Origin of the sequence: Sporosarcina sp. P2, from assembly GCF_002743255.1 — a bacterium.
Lineage (GTDB): Bacteria > Bacillota > Bacilli > Bacillales_A > Planococcaceae > Sporosarcina.
Window position 1 is genome coordinate 1 of sequence record NZ_PDYY01000017.1, and the last position, 15,572, is coordinate 15,572.

The window sequence follows — 15,572 nt, forward strand, 5'->3', positions numbered from 1 at the left end:
CTCCTGCGGGATTCAGCGCGAATGTTGAGACCCCGCAGGTAGCGAGAGCCGTTACGAAGGACGGCTTTTGCGATTAAAAGCGGAGCGTTAAGAGCATGTATTTGCACTTAGCGACGAGGAGGCTCAAGCGCGCCTTTTGTAGCGTAGGGGAACGGACTGTATTTTAAGTTATGTCCCAGCCTCTTTTCGTGGATTTAATTACTCCCCGTCGCGATACGTAACGGCTGTACCGGTTGCGATACACATCATCATGCCTTCACGTACCATTTCGAAATCTAAGTCTATACCAATGACAGCGTTCGCTCCCATAGCACTCGCTTTCTGAGACATTTCATCCAATGCTGTTTGCCGTGCCTCCGTTAGTTTGCTTTCATAGGCAGCACTGCGTCCACCTACAATATCGGTGACAGATGCAAAAATATCCCTGACGATATTTGCCCCCATAATGGTTTCCCCTGATACAATCCCGTGATACGTTTCAATTGTCCGACCTTGCAGCATATTAGTTGTCGTGTGTAACATTTTATCTCCCCCTTTTTTTATATACGTTACAATAGAAAGAATGGTTTCAATATATGCGTAGAATATGTAAAGTACGTTACGTTAAGTTGCTGTGTCAAATGGTGTAATTTCCCGGGGAATACTGTATGAAAAAATAGTTCAATTCTACGAATCGCCAAAAAAATGTTCAAAGTGTGCTATCCATAAGGTAGTATAAGTATATTGATAGTAAGAAAGGAGATGATTATATGACGGAGCAAATGTACCAACTCGTTTCTATTGTCGTCTATATGATAGCCATGCTGCTAATCGGTTGGTATGCATTCAAACGCACATCGAATCTAACGGATTATATGTTAGGTGGACGGTCGCTCGGACCAGCAGTCACCGCATTAAGTGCGGGAGCTTCTGATATGTCGGGTTGGCTATTGATGGGGTTGCCGGGTGCTATTTATCTAAGTGGACTGGGTGAAGCCTGGATTGCAATTGGTTTGACATTGGGTGCCTATTTAAACTGGTTATATGTCGCACCACGTTTACGTGCATATACGCAAGTTTCAAATAACTCCATCACGATCCCGAGTTTCTTGGATAACAGGTTAAAAGATACATCCCGCTTATTGAGAGTGGCTTCAGGCATTATTATTTTAGTGTTTTTCACGTTCTATGTATCTTCAGGTATGGTAGCCGGCGGGAAGTTCTTCCAAAGTTCATTTGGACTTGAGTATCATACGGGTCTGATTATTGTATCGGTGGTAGTTCTGGCTTATACATTGTTTGGTGGATTCTTGGCAGTTAGTTATACGGATTTTGTACAAGGCTTGATTATGTTTTTGGCACTGATTTTAGTTCCGTTGTTCGGGATTTTTATCACAGGTGGTTTCTCTGAAACGGCAGCGAGTATACGTGAAGTGGATCCCGCACTGCTGAACCTTGTGTCAGGTGTTAGTGTTGTCACCATAATCTCCTCGCTTGCATGGGGACTTGGTTATTTTGGACAGCCGCATATCATCGTCCGTTTCATGGCGATCAAGTCAGTGAAAGAGACGAAGAGTGCTAGACGGATTGGTATTGGTTGGATGATGCTAAGTTTGTTTGGTGCCATTGCTACTGCATTAATTGGTATCGCTTATTTTCAACAAAACAGCGCGGACTTGGCGGATCCAGAAACGGTCTTTATCGTTCTCGGACAAATTATTTTTCATCCGTTGATTGCAGGCATCATGTTAGCGGCGGTATTGGCGGCTATTATGAGTACGATATCTTCACAATTGATCGTGACATCGTCTGCTTTAATTGAAGACTTATATAAAGCGGTTTTCAAAACAAATGCTACAGATAGTCACTACGTATTTTTAGGGCGTTTAGCTGTTCTCGTCGTGACGATCATCGCAATGGTACTCGCTTGGCCGAATAAAGAATCTGTATTGAAGTTGGTTTCATTCGCTTGGGCAGGTTTCGGCGGGGCGTTTGGTCCTATTATTCTCTTGTCATTATACTGGAGAAAGCTAACAGCTAAAGGGGCATTGTTCGGTATGATTATTGGTGCTGTAACGGTAGGTGTTTGGGGAAGTATCGATTTCCTGCACGACACATTGTATGAAATTGTTCCCGGATTTGTGCTTTGCCTTATTGTTGCGGTATTGGTCAGCAAGGCAACGTATAAACAAGACCCTGTTATTGAAAGAGAATACGATGACACATTGGAATTACTTGAAAAAGAGATGTGAAAAAGAGAGCTATCCATTGCGCAATATGCAATGGATAGCTCTCTTTTCTCTGTCTATATCATTTATAACGCGTCCGTCACTTCGTCGCCATCGGGCAGATACTCGTATAATCCAATTTTCTTCAAGCCTTTTTTAATCTTCGTCGTATAGCCGAGTTTTTCATTTGATAGGAAATTGGCCTTCGAAATAATTAGTTGCTTAAGTGTAGGCAAGTAAATTGGATCGATTTGTTGCCAAAGTTGATAGGAGTCTATCAAGTCTTCCAGCGTTAAATGTTTATAATCATCGCCCTTAAAAGTGGATTCCGGAGAAATCTTGTACCAAATGTCTCCATTGTTGCGAATCCATTTGTCTTTTTGATAGACAATGGCTCGCTGGATATTGCGCGCGGTGTGAAGATATCGCCAATCCCCGAACGCCTGGTAAGACATGAGTAAAATATTCATACCACCGAGTGCATGATTCATGGATGTATGGGTAGTGACTTTCTGTTTGATTGGAAAGTAGTCAGCAATGTAATAAGCATCACTAGCTACTCGAATAATATTGCCTTTTCGTTGCTGGGATACGAGAAGGTCAGCATAATCGCGCAGTGGTTCATTCGCAGATGGAATTCCAAACTCATCGCCGCTATTATAATAGAATAAAGCAATTTGTTCATTGAAACGCGTATCAATAAAGGGTGCGTGAATGTCATATAAGTTTTTAAGATACGTACTGGTTACTTCTGTTTCCCAGTAGTCTTTGTCCTCTTTAAAGTTTTTCAAGTTGACGAAAGCGTTATAGACTAAATTCTCAAAATAACGTCCTTTATTTTCGTGATAAAGCGTCAATGCGCGATCTTCTTTTAACATCAATAAATTACGACCATAGTTTTGACCTGTAACGGGCATCGGTTCTGTTGAGTCAGCCAATTTATTATATGAACCTTCAGCTGTGTACCACTTATTGCGCTTCTTGTGGTTCTGACTTGTTTCTCTCATCCACTTGAATAGGTCATCTTTTGAATTAAACAATTGCTCATCAGAATCTACATACCAGTGATCCACTATTTCGCCTGCGTTAGCTTGTAGTGTATAGGATGATAAAAGCGTTTTACCGGCTAACGCATAGGAGAAATTCTCTCGCTCTCCAAGGAGTTCACGCGAAACACTTTCTTCATCATTATCATAGCGAAGTGATAATTGTTTGGATTGATAGGCCTGTCCAATCATTCGTTCTTCCACAGTACCGTCCGTCTTGATGAAGCGCAGCAAGCCTGTTGGATAAGTTGTCATATCCGCATCCGCCAAATCTAGATTCTCACGCATGAGTGGATAGCGATCATAGCGGAATAGATCAAACCGTTCGATATCGTGTTCTTTTTGAAGTACTTCCACCTTTATAGATTTGTCAGTTGGATTCGTTAGTTCCGAGAATACAAATACATCTTTGTTAGGCAATTCACGAACTGTCAATTTGATTTCAGCGCCTTCTTTTCCGACAGCATATGTATACGCACTATCACGTGAAAACCCATAATTAGTTTGTGTAAAGTCTTTGTATGCAAATGTTTCCTCAGAGCGCAAATAAAGAGGGTGTGTATTGAATGGGACACTTCCTAAATAAGTCTCGGGGACGCTTTTACTATAGTGACCGGACTCTTCTGGGGTGGAAAGAGTAAACTGCTTCGGTTGTTTAATACGATTAGTTTCCACTAGTATCCGATGCAATGCTTTTGAAAAATATGCTCTTGATACGATCGAGTCACCGTAATGAAGAAATTCCTCCGCTTGAGGATACGTGTAAACGGGAATATTTCTTAATGTAACTCTATCCGAACTAGAAGGCCAACTAGTGGCTAATATTTTACCGAAGTCCTTTTCCATATCAAAAGCCGTAATGAATGAGTTCCAGAGTTCTGTTTTCGTCAATGGTTCATCAAAGCCGAAAAAACCTCGTCTGCTTGGTTGAATCCAGCCATTTTCGACCGCAGTCAAAGCAAAACGTCCTTTATCCGATCCCCAGGCAATATCTGAAAAACCGTAGGATTTATCAATAAATTTTGATCCAAAGATTTTAGATAAAGAAACAGCGACCTGTCCTTTTGTTAGCGGTGTTTCAGGATGGAACTGCATATCAAAATTGCCTGTAATGATTTTCATTTCATCCAACTGCATGATTTCATTTTTCGCCCAGTGATGATCCGGGACATCTATATATTTTACATCTGTCGTTTGTGCGCTGACAGACTGTATGGAACAAATGAAAAGTAATGCTAGTAAAAGTGTTACAGTATTCCATTTTCTCACTTTCATGACCTCCAACTAAATGCTGCTTCAATACTCTAGTATACCCCAAAATAATTCATAACAACAACGGAGGAAGCAAAAGGGGACATATGATACAATCGGAATAGAATGACAGTTATGAAATCGATAAAAGTGGAGGTTTCTATATGAATAAAGAAGAGTTTTTGGAACGTTATGCAATTGATCGGAAGGGTACGAACTCGCTGAAGTGGGACAAGCTTGAGGAACGTTTTGGAGATGCAGATTTACTTGCGGCCTGGGTAGCGGATATGGAGTTTAAGGCTCCAGAGCAAGTGATAGAAGCGTTGAAAGAAAAAGTGGACTTTGGGGTGTTTGGCTATACATATGCACCTAAATCCTATTTTGAAGCGTTCATTAACTGGGAACGTGAGCATCATGGATATGAAGTGAAAGAGGAATGGATGCGTTTTTCAACAGGTGTCGTGACGGCTCTGTACTGGTTTGTTAATGCCTTTACGAAACCTACAGAAGCCGTGATTATCCTGTCTCCGGTCTATTATCCTTTCGCCAACGCAGTAAAAGATACCGGCCGCACACTGATTAGCAGTGAGCTCATTAATACAGCGGGTATTTACACGATTGATTTTGAGGACTTTGAGAAGCAAATAGTGGAGAATGACGTAAAATTATTCATTCATTGTACACCGCATAATCCCGTTGGTCGTGTGTGGACAGCAGAGGAAGCAGAGAGGCTTCTGTCGATCTGTGAAAAGCATGATGTAATAGTAGTGTCCGATGAGATACATCATGATATGACGTTTGGTGATCACACACATATACCCTCTGCAATCGTTGCTGAAGGGAAGTACTCTGAGCGTGTCATTACCGTTACTTCGGCTTCCAAAACATTCAACTTGGCGGGCTTGTTGACATCACAGATCATAATTGAAAATAAAGCGTTGCTAGAGCAGTTCGATACGTTTGTGAAATCTGTTAGTCAAACAGAAGTAAATATGCTAGGTATGACGGCTGCAGAAGCAGCTTATAATCATGGTACAGACTGGCTTGAAGGATTGCGAGAAGTCGTTAAATCGAATGAACGCTATGCGGTCGAACAGTTCGCAGAGCATGCGCCCAAGTTAATCGTTACACCGTTGGAAGGGACGTACTTATTGTGGATTGACTTGCGTGCACATATCCAACCAGACGGTGTAAAAGAATTTGTTCAAGATACATGTAAACTGGCAATCGACTACGGAGAGTGGTTTGGTGAAAACTCGAAAGGCTTCATTCGTTTAAATCTCGGCACGAAACCGCACTATATTAAGCAAGCAGTGGATAGCATTATCGAGCATTTGCCACAATCTTAAGATATATAAAAAGATCGCCGCATTGTCGTAATAGGACATTGCGTCGATCTTTTTCGTTATGATAGGTTCTGATTGTCATGTGCCGGTAGAAAACTTAGCAAATGCTTCAGTTCATTTTCCAAGAAAGGCTTCGCCTGCAACATATTCCTGAATGCTGCGTAACGATCAATTTGCTCTGGAGTTGGCTTTTTATCATTTCGATAGGCACGTATCAAGATGTTCTTCGGTGTATGCTCCATATCGATAAACTCCACAAGTTGTGATTCATAGCCAACTAATGTCAGCAGCTCAGCGCGGATGGAATCAGTTGCAAGTGCAGCAAAACGTTCTTTCACTAATCCATGTTGCAACATGATGTCGAGTGCAGGGGATTGAACTTGTGAAAACAGCTCATGCTGACAACAAGGAACAGAAAGGATGACTGAAGCTCCCCAGTTGACTGCTTTAGCCAATGCCATATCTGTTGCCACGTCACATGCGTGAAGTGTGACGACCATATCGACTGCAGTATCCCCATCATATTCATTAATATCGCCTACTAGAAACTCTAGCTGATCGTATTGCAAATCACGTGCAATTTCCTGGCATTCTTCAATGACTTCTTTCTTTAGATCTAATCCAGTTACTCGAATATCGAGGTCTCTTTCAATTCGCAAGTAGTGATACAGTGCAAATGTCAAATAAGATTTACCTGATCCGAAATCCAAAATCCGAATCGGTCGGTCTTTTGGCAAGTGAGAAAGTGTGTCATCAATCAGTTCAACGAAGCGATTAATCTGACGAAACTTATCATGTTTTTGATTTTTGACCTTACCATCCGGTGTTTGAACGCCGAGACGAATGAGAAATGGGTAAGGTGTACCTTCATGCAAAGCGTAATTCTTCGTCCGATTATGCGCATAGTCGACTGTCTTTTCCGTATCGAGAAAAATTCGTTTGATTGACACTTTCATCTTCTTGGATAGTTGAATCTGCATCGTTTCATCTGATAAATCAACATGGAATTGCTTAAAGTTTTCCAAAGCGTCATGCAATGGTTGCGCCACGTCTTCAAGTGCCACATTAACATGTTTGAGAATACGTTCATGCTGATATTCAAATTGAATATAAAATTGACCTTTTAGTTCAAGTGGCTTTAATTTAATTCGTTTCACATCATTGGATTTCATTCGTGGCCCGCTAATTGTGGCACGGATGAATGTTCCATCTGTCATGCGTCGCTGGAGTAGTTCCAGCACGTCATCTACTGACATCGTTTGACACTCCTGTCTTTCTTCAGTTCAATAGGAATCCTTGTTTTTGTAAGAAAGCCTCGAGATCCGTCCTTCTTGGTGTCTCAAGGAAATCCGCCATTTCTTTCGTCCACATCGCATCACGCTGATTGGTATCACGACTCGCATAGTATTCTTTCATTATTTCATCATATGCTGGCAATAGATCCTTATACTGATCTTCGTTATACGTGTTTTCATGCAAGACGGCTTCTACAGGTAAACGCGGCTTGACCTCATTGGATTCATTTGGAACTCCGATGGACAATCCAAATAGAGGCACAACGCCTTTTGGCAATTCCAGTACTTCTGAGATTTCTTCCATTGCATTTCGTACACCGCCGATATAGCAAATACCGTAGCCTTTTGATTCGGCAGCAATGACGACATTTTGTGAGAATAGACCAACGTCGATTGCACCAACTAGCACATTCTCCGCTACTGTATAGTCAATTTCTTGACTATGTAAACGGGCGGCGTGAGATAATCGGTTATAGTCCATACAAAATACTAAGACTGCGCCGGCTGTATAGAATTGACGGCGATTCTTGGATAGTTCGGCCAACTGACCACGTTTTTCCGTGTCCGTTACATACATTACGGTACATGCTTGCACGAAGTGAGAACTGGCTGCGTGTTGACCCGCTTTAATTAGTTCAATCACTGTCTCTCTTGAAATCGGTTCATCCTTATAACGTCGAACCGATGAGTGAGATTTTAATAAATCGATTACCATACAATCCCTCCGCATTCGTTTTCATCAGGATATATATATCCCTGAAACTCTTCTATTATCCTACACTATTCTGACCTTTCGGGAAACACTGAAGCTTATTTTGACTGTAGCTGATCTCATACTAAGAAAGGTGGAGAACTCGATTGATAGGACAGGTTTGATATGATAGAAGAAAATCATCTATTTAGGAGGGCATGCTTACTATGAAACTCGACCACCTTATCTATTTCACTCAGGATGATCCACACAGCATAGTCATGGAACTACGTGCAAAAGGTAATCGGGCAGCAGTTCTAGGACAGCATGAAAGCTTTGGAACAGCGAATGCGTTATTGTATGCTGACAATGTATATAATGAATGGCTAACCGTAGAAGACGAAGACAAAGTCAGAATCGCGGCAACGGATCTGCCGCTTATTGCACAATACTTTCATGGTCAGCAAACTGGAGACGGTTGGCAATGATTCATTTCACCACGAACGGTTAGCAAACAGAACGTAGGGTAAACTATATATAAAGATGTCAGGGGGATGCTAGCATGGATGTGTTAATTGAAAAGGCCATAATAGTTGGCGTGCACGAACAGAAGGATTTGCACTTTGAATATGCGATGGAAGAATTAAAGAATTTGGCGGAAGCAATCAATGTGGAAGTCCTAGGTGAAGTGACACAGAATTTAGAACGGAAAAATCCATCTACTTATATTGGAAAAGGCAAGATTGATGAAATCCGTAGTGTATATGAGGAATCTGAAGCAAATTTACTCATCTTCAATGATGAATTATCACCTTCCCAATTGCGAAATCTGGAGAGAGATCTAGAATGTAAAATCATTGATCGTACTATGCTTATATTGGATATTTTTGCAAGACGGGCACGCAATCGAGAGGCGCAGATGCAAGTTGAATTGGCGCAACTGCAATATACATTGCCGAGACTTGTTGGACTTCGTGCTTCACTCAGTAGGCAAGGTGGCGGAACAGGTGGCGGCTTACAGAATAAAGGAGCCGGTGAAACGAAGCTTGAGCTCGACCGTCGGAAAATCGAAGATCAGATTGCGAAACTTCGCCGAGAACTCGAGCATGTGAGTGATCAACGTGAAACACAGCGAAAACAGCGTGTCAGAAGCGGCATACCTGTTGTATCGATCGTGGGTTATACAAACGCTGGGAAATCCACGTTGATGAATCGATTGTTGCAATATACGGATGTAGATGAATCCAAAGAAGTTAGTGAAAAAAATATGTTGTTCGCAACGCTGGAAACCGCTGTAAGAAAAATCAAACTGCAAGATAAAAAGGAATTTATTTTAACGGATACCGTAGGGTTCGTTTCCAAACTCCCTCACCATCTTGTCCAAGCATTCCGTTCGACACTAGAAGAAGCTAAGAATGCTGACTTACTGCTGCATGTTGTGGATGTTTCCGACGAAGAACATGGTCATATGATGGATGTTACCAACGAAACACTAGGAGATATTGGTGTAAAAAGTATCCCTACTATCAACATATATAATAAATCGGACTTGACTGAAATCTCCTATCCGCGTGTAAAGGATCAGAGTATTTGGATGTCAGCTGGCGAAAATAAAGGTATCTCTGAATTGCTAACTTTAATCCAACAAAACTTATTTCGACAATATGTCACGTGTAAATTAATGATTCCATACGACCGTGGGGAAATCGTTGCCCATCTCAATGAAAATGCTTCGATTAAAGATACGGCATACGAAGAAGAAGGAACATTGATGACTGTGGAAATGCCCGAAAGTGAATGTGAACGTCTTCAAGAATTCATTTTAAAGTGAACGTAAAAAAAGGCTGCATGCGCAATGCATGCAGCCAAATCCTTTTATCTTTATAAGAAGAGAAAGGGGGTGGGATGCTTCTAGTTTGCCCGAATTACAAAGATCTAAACATCTTTAATAGAAATAAGAAAAAAGACTTAATATACTTTTCTTTATGCACAGTAATTATAAAAAGATCTTCTTCACAAAGGATTTTGACATGGATATGATTATGACCATGGACGAGCAAGGTAAGAAAGTTACAGTCACACAGAGAATTAAGGGTATTGTGACAAAGATTAATGAGATTGATGAAATTAAAGTACTGAAAGAAATAATGGATAGCGCTCAAGAAATGGATCAAGGGATAAATCAGCAGTAAATGAATTCACCGTTTTCCGAATCATATGGAAAATGGTTTTTTCGTATGATTCTACATAGTTAAATAACGTTACTTAAGTCTTGTAATGTTTAATTCCCAAAAAGTATTGATAACGATTTTCATTTAGATATTGACATCATATGTTAAACGGAGTAATGTTGTTCTTGAGCGAATGATAATCATTTTCATTTAAGTGAGAAATGCTCAAATATTCGATATCGGAGTTCTTCATGAAGAAACGTTACTTAATTACAGCAGTTATACTTTTATCACTTCTCTCGCTGTTTGTCGGTGCAAGCCGAATCACACCAGCGGACCTATTGGACTGGCGTTCTGAAGCAACAGAAATATTCTTGATTAGTCGAGTTCCTCGATTAGTCGCGATATTACTTGCAGGCGCAGGTATGAGTATTGCAGGTCTGATTATGCAACAACTAAGCCGCAATAAGTTTGTATCTCCAACCACGGCGGGAACGTTGGATGCGACTAAACTGGGAATCTTAGTGTCTATGTTGATATTTACCAACGCAACACTATTAGAGAAAATGGCGGTATCGTTCACATTCGCCTTACTAGGCACTTTCTTGTTTATGCAAATTCTTGAACGTATTAAATTTAAAGATGCGATCTTCATTCCCCTTGTTGGATTGATGTTTGGGAATATCCTTTCTTCCATCGCCACATTTTTTGCATTTAAAGCAAACGTGATCCAGAATATGTCTGCTTGGCTTCAAGGAGATTTTTCCATGATCATGAAAGGCCGTTATGAGCTTTTGTATATTAGTATACCTGTGTTGATCATTACATATTTATATGCGAATCGATTTACGGTGGCAGGTATGGGAGAAGACTTTTCCAAGAACTTAGGACTCGCTTACAAGAGTATCGTCAACATCGGGTTGATCTTGGTCGCATTAATTACGACAACCGTTGTATTGACGGTAGGATTAATTCCTTTCCTAGGGTTAATCATTCCGAACATCGTCTCGATTTTTAAAGGAGACCATCTACAAAAGACGTTGCCGCATACTGCATTGCTAGGCGCGATCTTCCTCCTTATCTGTGACATTCTAGGCAGGGTTATTATCTTCCCTTATGAAATCTCGATCAGTTTAATGGTCGGTGTCATAGGAAGCGCAATCTTCCTGTTCTTGTTGTTTAGGGGGAAAGCCTATGCGTAATTCAACGAAGCTACTGATTTTATTAACATTCTCATTAGTATTTTGCGGATTATATCTATTCCAAGACTTGAACGGCAGCTATGACTATGCACTTCCCAGAAGAGCGGTCAAAGTGGTGGCGATGATCTTAACAGGTGTGGCAGTGGCATACTCTACAGTTATTTTCCAGACAATCACGCATAACCGTATCTTAACGCCAAGTATCATGGGGTTGGATTCGCTTTATATCCTGCTGCAAACCGTTCTAATTTTCTTTTTCGGATCGACTTCATTTGTACTGATCAACCAGCAATTTAACTTCATGCTGTCTGTTGGTGCGATGATAGTGTTCGCCTTGCTGCTCTATCACTTCTTATTCGGTAAAGGGAACCGGCCGATCTATTTCTTATTATTAGTCGGTATCATCGTCGGTACATTCTTTGGAAGTATTTCGACATTCCTGCAAGTAATGATTGATCCGAATGAATTCTTGCGTGTGCAAGATAAGATGTTTGCGAGTTTCAACAATATCAATGGAGATCTCGTTTGGTGGGCGTTGGCGATATTAGTCATCACACTTCTGATTGGTTGGCGCTATATCAATGAACTCGATGTTTTATCATTGGGACGGGATACAGCAATTAATCTAGGTGTGCCCTACCAGTCGGTCGTCAAAATCATGTTGATTTTATCGGCAGTACTAATTGCGGTGTCCACGGCACTTGTAGGCCCGATTACATTCTTCGGGTTGATCGTAGCCAATTTGTCTTACCAATTCTTCAACACGTTTAAGCACTCGGTGTTAATTGCCGGCGCTGCACTGATGAGTGTCATTGCATTAGTGGGTGGACAATGGATTGTTGAACGTTTATTTTCTTTCTCGACCACACTCAGTGTGATCATTAACTTTGTCGGTGGCATTTACTTTATCTACTTATTATTAAAGGAGAGTCGATCTTCATGATCCAAGTTCGTGAGCTAACGAAGTTTTATGGAAAAAAAGCAGTCGTCGAAAAGGTCAGTGTAAATATTCACCGTGGAAAAATCACATCATTCATTGGACCGAACGGGGCTGGTAAATCTACTCTTCTATCGATGGTAAGTCGATTAATGGATGCTGACACGGGCGAAGTATTGCTCGACAAAGGTAAAGTGAAAGACATGAAATCCAATGACTTCGCTAAACGCGTCGCGATTTTAAAGCAATCCAACTTCATGAATGTCAAACTTACCATTCGCGAACTTGTTTCGTTCGGTCGTTTCCCGCACTGTAAGGGCCGTCTTCAGGAAGAAGATGAGCGGATGGTGGATCAGGCGTTGGAATATATGGGCCTGACAAACATGCAAGAAGCCTATTTGGATGAATTATCCGGCGGTCAGCGTCAACGAGCTTTCATTGCCATGACGATTGCACAAGACACCGATTATATTTTACTCGACGAACCATTGAATAACTTGGACATGAAACACTCTGTGCAAATCATGAAAATCTTGCGTCAGCTCGTTGATGAACTTGGCAAAACGGTGGTCATCGTCTTGCATGACATCAACTTTGCTTCTGTCTATTCAGACCGTATCGTGGCATTGAAGAACGGAAAAGTCGTCAAAGACGGTGTAACAAACGATATTATCACCTCCGAATCATTACGAGAAATTTACGATATGGAAATTCCGATACAACAAATGAAGGATTGCCGTATTTGTGTGTATTTTAACTCTTAAAATAAACTATAAAAAGTGAGGAATTATACTGAAATGAAAAAACTTACTCTATCCTTATTCGCATTAATCTTAATGCTTGCACTGGCTGCTTGTGGCGGTGCAAAAGACGAAGAAAAACCTGCAGACAATGCTACACCTGAAGATAAGCCAGCTGAAGAAAGCACAGAGGTAACAATTACACATGAACTTGGTGAAACAACACTTGAAAAGAACCCTGAAAAGGTAGTAGTTTTTGACTTTGGAACATTGGATACATTGGATGAGCTAGGAATTGAAGTGGCAGGTCTTCCACAATCAAACGTACCGGGTTACCTTTCTAAATACGAAGATAAAAAGTATGAGAATCTTGGTAGTTTGAAAGAGCCTGACTTTGAAGCAATCAATGCAATGAAGCCAGATGTGATCTTCATCTCTGGACGTCAAACAGACTTGTATGATCAGTTATCTGAAATCGCTCCAACAATCTACATGGGTGTTGATACATCTAACTACATGGAATCTTTCAAAGAGAACATGGATAAAATCGCTACAATCTTCGATAAAGAAGATGAAATGAACACTGAATTAGCAGACGTAGATGCAAGCATCGAAGAAATCAAAACTAAAACTGAGGGCATCGACAGCAATGCATTAATCATCCTGGCAACTGAAGGGAAAGTAAGTGCATACGGCCCAAGCTCACGTTTCGGACTAGTTCATGACGTATTTGGTTTTAAACCTGCTGATGAAAAAATTGAAGTTTCTACACACGGACAAAATATTACATTTGAATACATCTTAGAAACGAACCCAGATATTCTCTTCGTGATCGACCGTGACGCAGCCATCGGTAACGGCGCAACAGCGAAAGATTCTGTTGAAAACGATCTTGTGAAGAAAACAAACGCATTCAAGAACGACAAAATGGTTTATTTGAACGGCGAATACTGGTACCTATCTGGTGGCGGACTTCAATCGATCAAAGAAATGATCAAAGAAGTAGAAGCTGGCCTATAAGAACGAATGAAATCCCGGGAGACTCTGTCTTCTGGGATTTTTGTATTACATAATTATTCTTTAGCTTTAATTTATGGATTGCGCTCAATAAACTTTGAGGAGCGCTCTATCCCGTTCGCTCACCGCTCAAAGGGGTAGTCGTCGCGCTCTATCCCGTTCGCTATCCGCTCAAAGCCGTGGCCTTCCCGCTCTATCCCGTTCGCACTCCGCTCAAAACCACAGCCGTCCCGCTCAATAACTACACTAACAAACAACATCCAAAAATATCCACTAAACAAAACTAGTCAAATACCATTAAAAAGTGCTATAATGACACCTGTAAAGACATATAAAGATTGCACAATAGAAAGGTAGAAGCCCCGTGAAAAAGAAAGAAATCTCACGAAATAAATTACTAGGAATCGCAGGCACTGGCTGGATGTTCGATGCAATGGATGTTGGAATTCTGTCATTCGTCATTGCTGCATTAGCTGTAGATTGGAATCTGACTTCATCTGAGATGGGCTGGATCGGTAGCATTAACTCCATCGGTATGGCGATAGGTGCATTCGTATTCGGTTTATTGGCGGACCGAATTGGACGTAAGCAAGTATTTATGATGACATTGGTTTTATTTTCAGTTGCCAGCGGCTTATCCGCTTTGACGACGACGTTATGGGCGTTTTTAGCCTTACGCTTCTTAGTAGGAGCAGGGTTGGGTGGGGAGTTGCCTGTTGCCTCTACATTGGTTGCGGAAAGCGTATCCGCAAAAGAGCGGGGACGTGTAGTGGTGTTACTTGAGAGCTTCTGGGCGGCGGGCTGGCTCTTAGCGGCTTTAATAGCGTATTTCATTATCCCGGAATTCGGTTGGAGAGTAGCACTGATCATCACGGCACTACCGGCATTTTATGCGATTTACTTACGACGTAATTTACCCGACTCCAAGAAGTTTGTAGAGCAAGAAAAAATATCACAAACGACAGGACAGAAACTAAAGCAATTACTGTCGCCAGCATTTAGAAAACGGACCCTTATGCTGTGGATCGTATGGTTTGCGGTGGTCTTCTCGTATTACGGCATGTTCCTTTGGCTACCAAGCGTCATGGTGATCAAAGGCTTCAGTTTAATCAAAAGCTTTGGCTATGTATTATTGATGACCATAGCACAGTTACCAGGTTATTTCAGTGCCGCTTGGCTAATTGAACGCATGGGACGAAAATTCGTCCTCGCTACCTATTTATTCGGAACGGCACTCAGTGCTCTAGCTTTCGGTAATGCGGAGACATTGACTACATTGATGGTCGCAGGTGCGTTTCTATCCTTCTTTAACTTGGGTGCTTGGGGAGCGCTCTATGCGTATTCGCCGGAACAATATCCTACCGCTATTCGAGCGACAGGCTCTGGAGTGTCAGCAGCGGTCGGGCGTGTGGGGGGGATTTTCGGACCGCTTCTCGTTGGTTCACTGTTAACAGCTGGATACGGTTTCGGAGTCATTTTTGGTATTTTCTGTGCAGCCATCATGGTAGGTGTACTAGCTGTCATTTTCCTTGGAACAGAAACGAAACAAACTGAGTTAACATAGTATAAAATAAGTCGTTTCCATTTTATATAAATGGGAGCGGCTTTTTCGATGGCTAACATTTTTTATTCGGTAGTAAAACCTTTATAATTACAGAAAGGAGTGAAT

At 41.4% G+C, this 15,572-nt stretch carries 14 protein-coding genes; 10 read left to right on the forward strand and 4 right to left on the reverse strand.

Going from position 1 to position 15,572, the window contains the following annotated elements; genetic code table 11:
• Positions 1-198 precede the first annotated feature (198 nt).
• A complete protein-coding gene (locus CSV67_RS15050) occupies positions 199-522 on the reverse strand; it encodes a YbjQ family protein (RefSeq protein ID WP_099632422.1) in 324 nt (107 codons plus the stop codon).
• 227 nt (positions 523-749) lie between these two features.
• Here CSV67_RS15050 and putP point away from each other — a divergent pair, with 227 nt between their 5' ends.
• Positions 750-2,231 carry a sodium/proline symporter PutP gene (putP, locus tag CSV67_RS15055; protein ID WP_099632423.1) on the forward strand — a complete coding sequence of 494 codons (1,482 nt, stop codon included), beginning with the start codon at positions 750-752 and terminating at the stop codon, positions 2,229-2,231.
• A 62-nt stretch (positions 2,232-2,293) separates the two neighbouring features.
• On the opposite strand, the gene CSV67_RS15060 is transcribed toward putP, so the two are convergent.
• A complete protein-coding gene (locus CSV67_RS15060) occupies positions 2,294-4,522 on the reverse strand; it encodes an S-layer homology domain-containing protein (protein WP_158232958.1) in 2,229 nt (742 codons plus the stop codon).
• Between the two features lie 146 nt (positions 4,523-4,668).
• Between CSV67_RS15060 and CSV67_RS15065 the strand changes: the two genes are divergently transcribed.
• Complete coding sequence (locus CSV67_RS15065) at positions 4,669-5,853, forward strand: MalY/PatB family protein (protein WP_099632425.1); 1,185 nt, start codon at positions 4,669-4,671, stop codon at positions 5,851-5,853.
• Between the two features lie 56 nt (positions 5,854-5,909).
• Here CSV67_RS15065 and CSV67_RS15070 read toward each other — a convergent pair whose 3' ends face one another.
• Positions 5,910-7,106, reverse strand: a complete 1,197-nt coding sequence (locus CSV67_RS15070; RefSeq protein ID WP_099632426.1) for a class I SAM-dependent methyltransferase — start codon at positions 7,104-7,106, stop codon at positions 5,910-5,912.
• 22 nt (positions 7,107-7,128) lie between these two features.
• Positions 7,129-7,860: an oxygen-insensitive NADPH nitroreductase gene (gene nfsA / locus CSV67_RS15075; protein ID WP_099632427.1), complete on the reverse strand. Its 732-nt coding sequence runs from the start codon at positions 7,858-7,860 to the stop codon at positions 7,129-7,131.
• A gap of 203 nt (positions 7,861-8,063) precedes the next feature.
• On the opposite strand from nfsA, the gene CSV67_RS15080 reads away from it, so the two are divergent.
• The 8 genes from CSV67_RS15080 to CSV67_RS15110 all read left to right on the forward strand — a co-directional run bounded on the left by CSV67_RS15080 (position 8,064) and on the right by CSV67_RS15110 (position 15,467).
• Positions 8,064-8,324, forward strand: a complete 261-nt coding sequence (locus CSV67_RS15080; protein ID WP_158232959.1) for a VOC family protein — start codon at positions 8,064-8,066, stop codon at positions 8,322-8,324.
• 74 nt (positions 8,325-8,398) lie between these two features.
• The gene (gene hflX / locus CSV67_RS15085) at positions 8,399-9,667 is read left to right on the forward strand and encodes a GTPase HflX (RefSeq protein ID WP_099632429.1); all 1,269 of its coding nucleotides are present in this window, start codon (positions 8,399-8,401) and stop codon (positions 9,665-9,667) included.
• 154 nt (positions 9,668-9,821) lie between these two features.
• On the forward strand, positions 9,822-10,028 hold the full coding sequence (locus CSV67_RS16715; protein ID WP_158232960.1) for a DUF6612 family protein: 207 nt from the start codon (positions 9,822-9,824) through the stop codon (positions 10,026-10,028).
• Between the two features lie 230 nt (positions 10,029-10,258).
• A complete protein-coding gene (locus tag CSV67_RS15090; RefSeq protein ID WP_099632430.1) occupies positions 10,259-11,209 on the forward strand; it encodes an ABC transporter permease in 951 nt (316 codons plus the stop codon).
• Complete coding sequence (locus tag CSV67_RS15095; protein WP_099632431.1) at positions 11,202-12,152, forward strand: iron chelate uptake ABC transporter family permease subunit; 951 nt, start codon at positions 11,202-11,204, stop codon at positions 12,150-12,152. Before CSV67_RS15090 ends, CSV67_RS15095 begins: the two co-directional genes overlap by 8 nt.
• On the forward strand, positions 12,149-12,910 hold the full coding sequence (locus CSV67_RS15100; RefSeq protein WP_099632432.1) for an iron ABC transporter ATP-binding protein: 762 nt from the start codon (positions 12,149-12,151) through the stop codon (positions 12,908-12,910). The genes CSV67_RS15095 and CSV67_RS15100 overlap by 4 nt, the downstream gene beginning before the upstream one ends.
• A gap of 33 nt (positions 12,911-12,943) precedes the next feature.
• A complete protein-coding gene (locus CSV67_RS15105) occupies positions 12,944-13,906 on the forward strand; it encodes a siderophore ABC transporter substrate-binding protein (RefSeq protein ID WP_099632433.1) in 963 nt (320 codons plus the stop codon).
• Positions 13,907-14,324: 418 nt separating this feature from the next.
• On the forward strand, positions 14,325-15,467 hold the full coding sequence (locus tag CSV67_RS15110) for an MFS transporter (protein ID WP_199173201.1): 1,143 nt from the start codon (positions 14,325-14,327) through the stop codon (positions 15,465-15,467).
• The last annotated feature ends 105 nt before the right edge of the window (positions 15,468-15,572 follow it).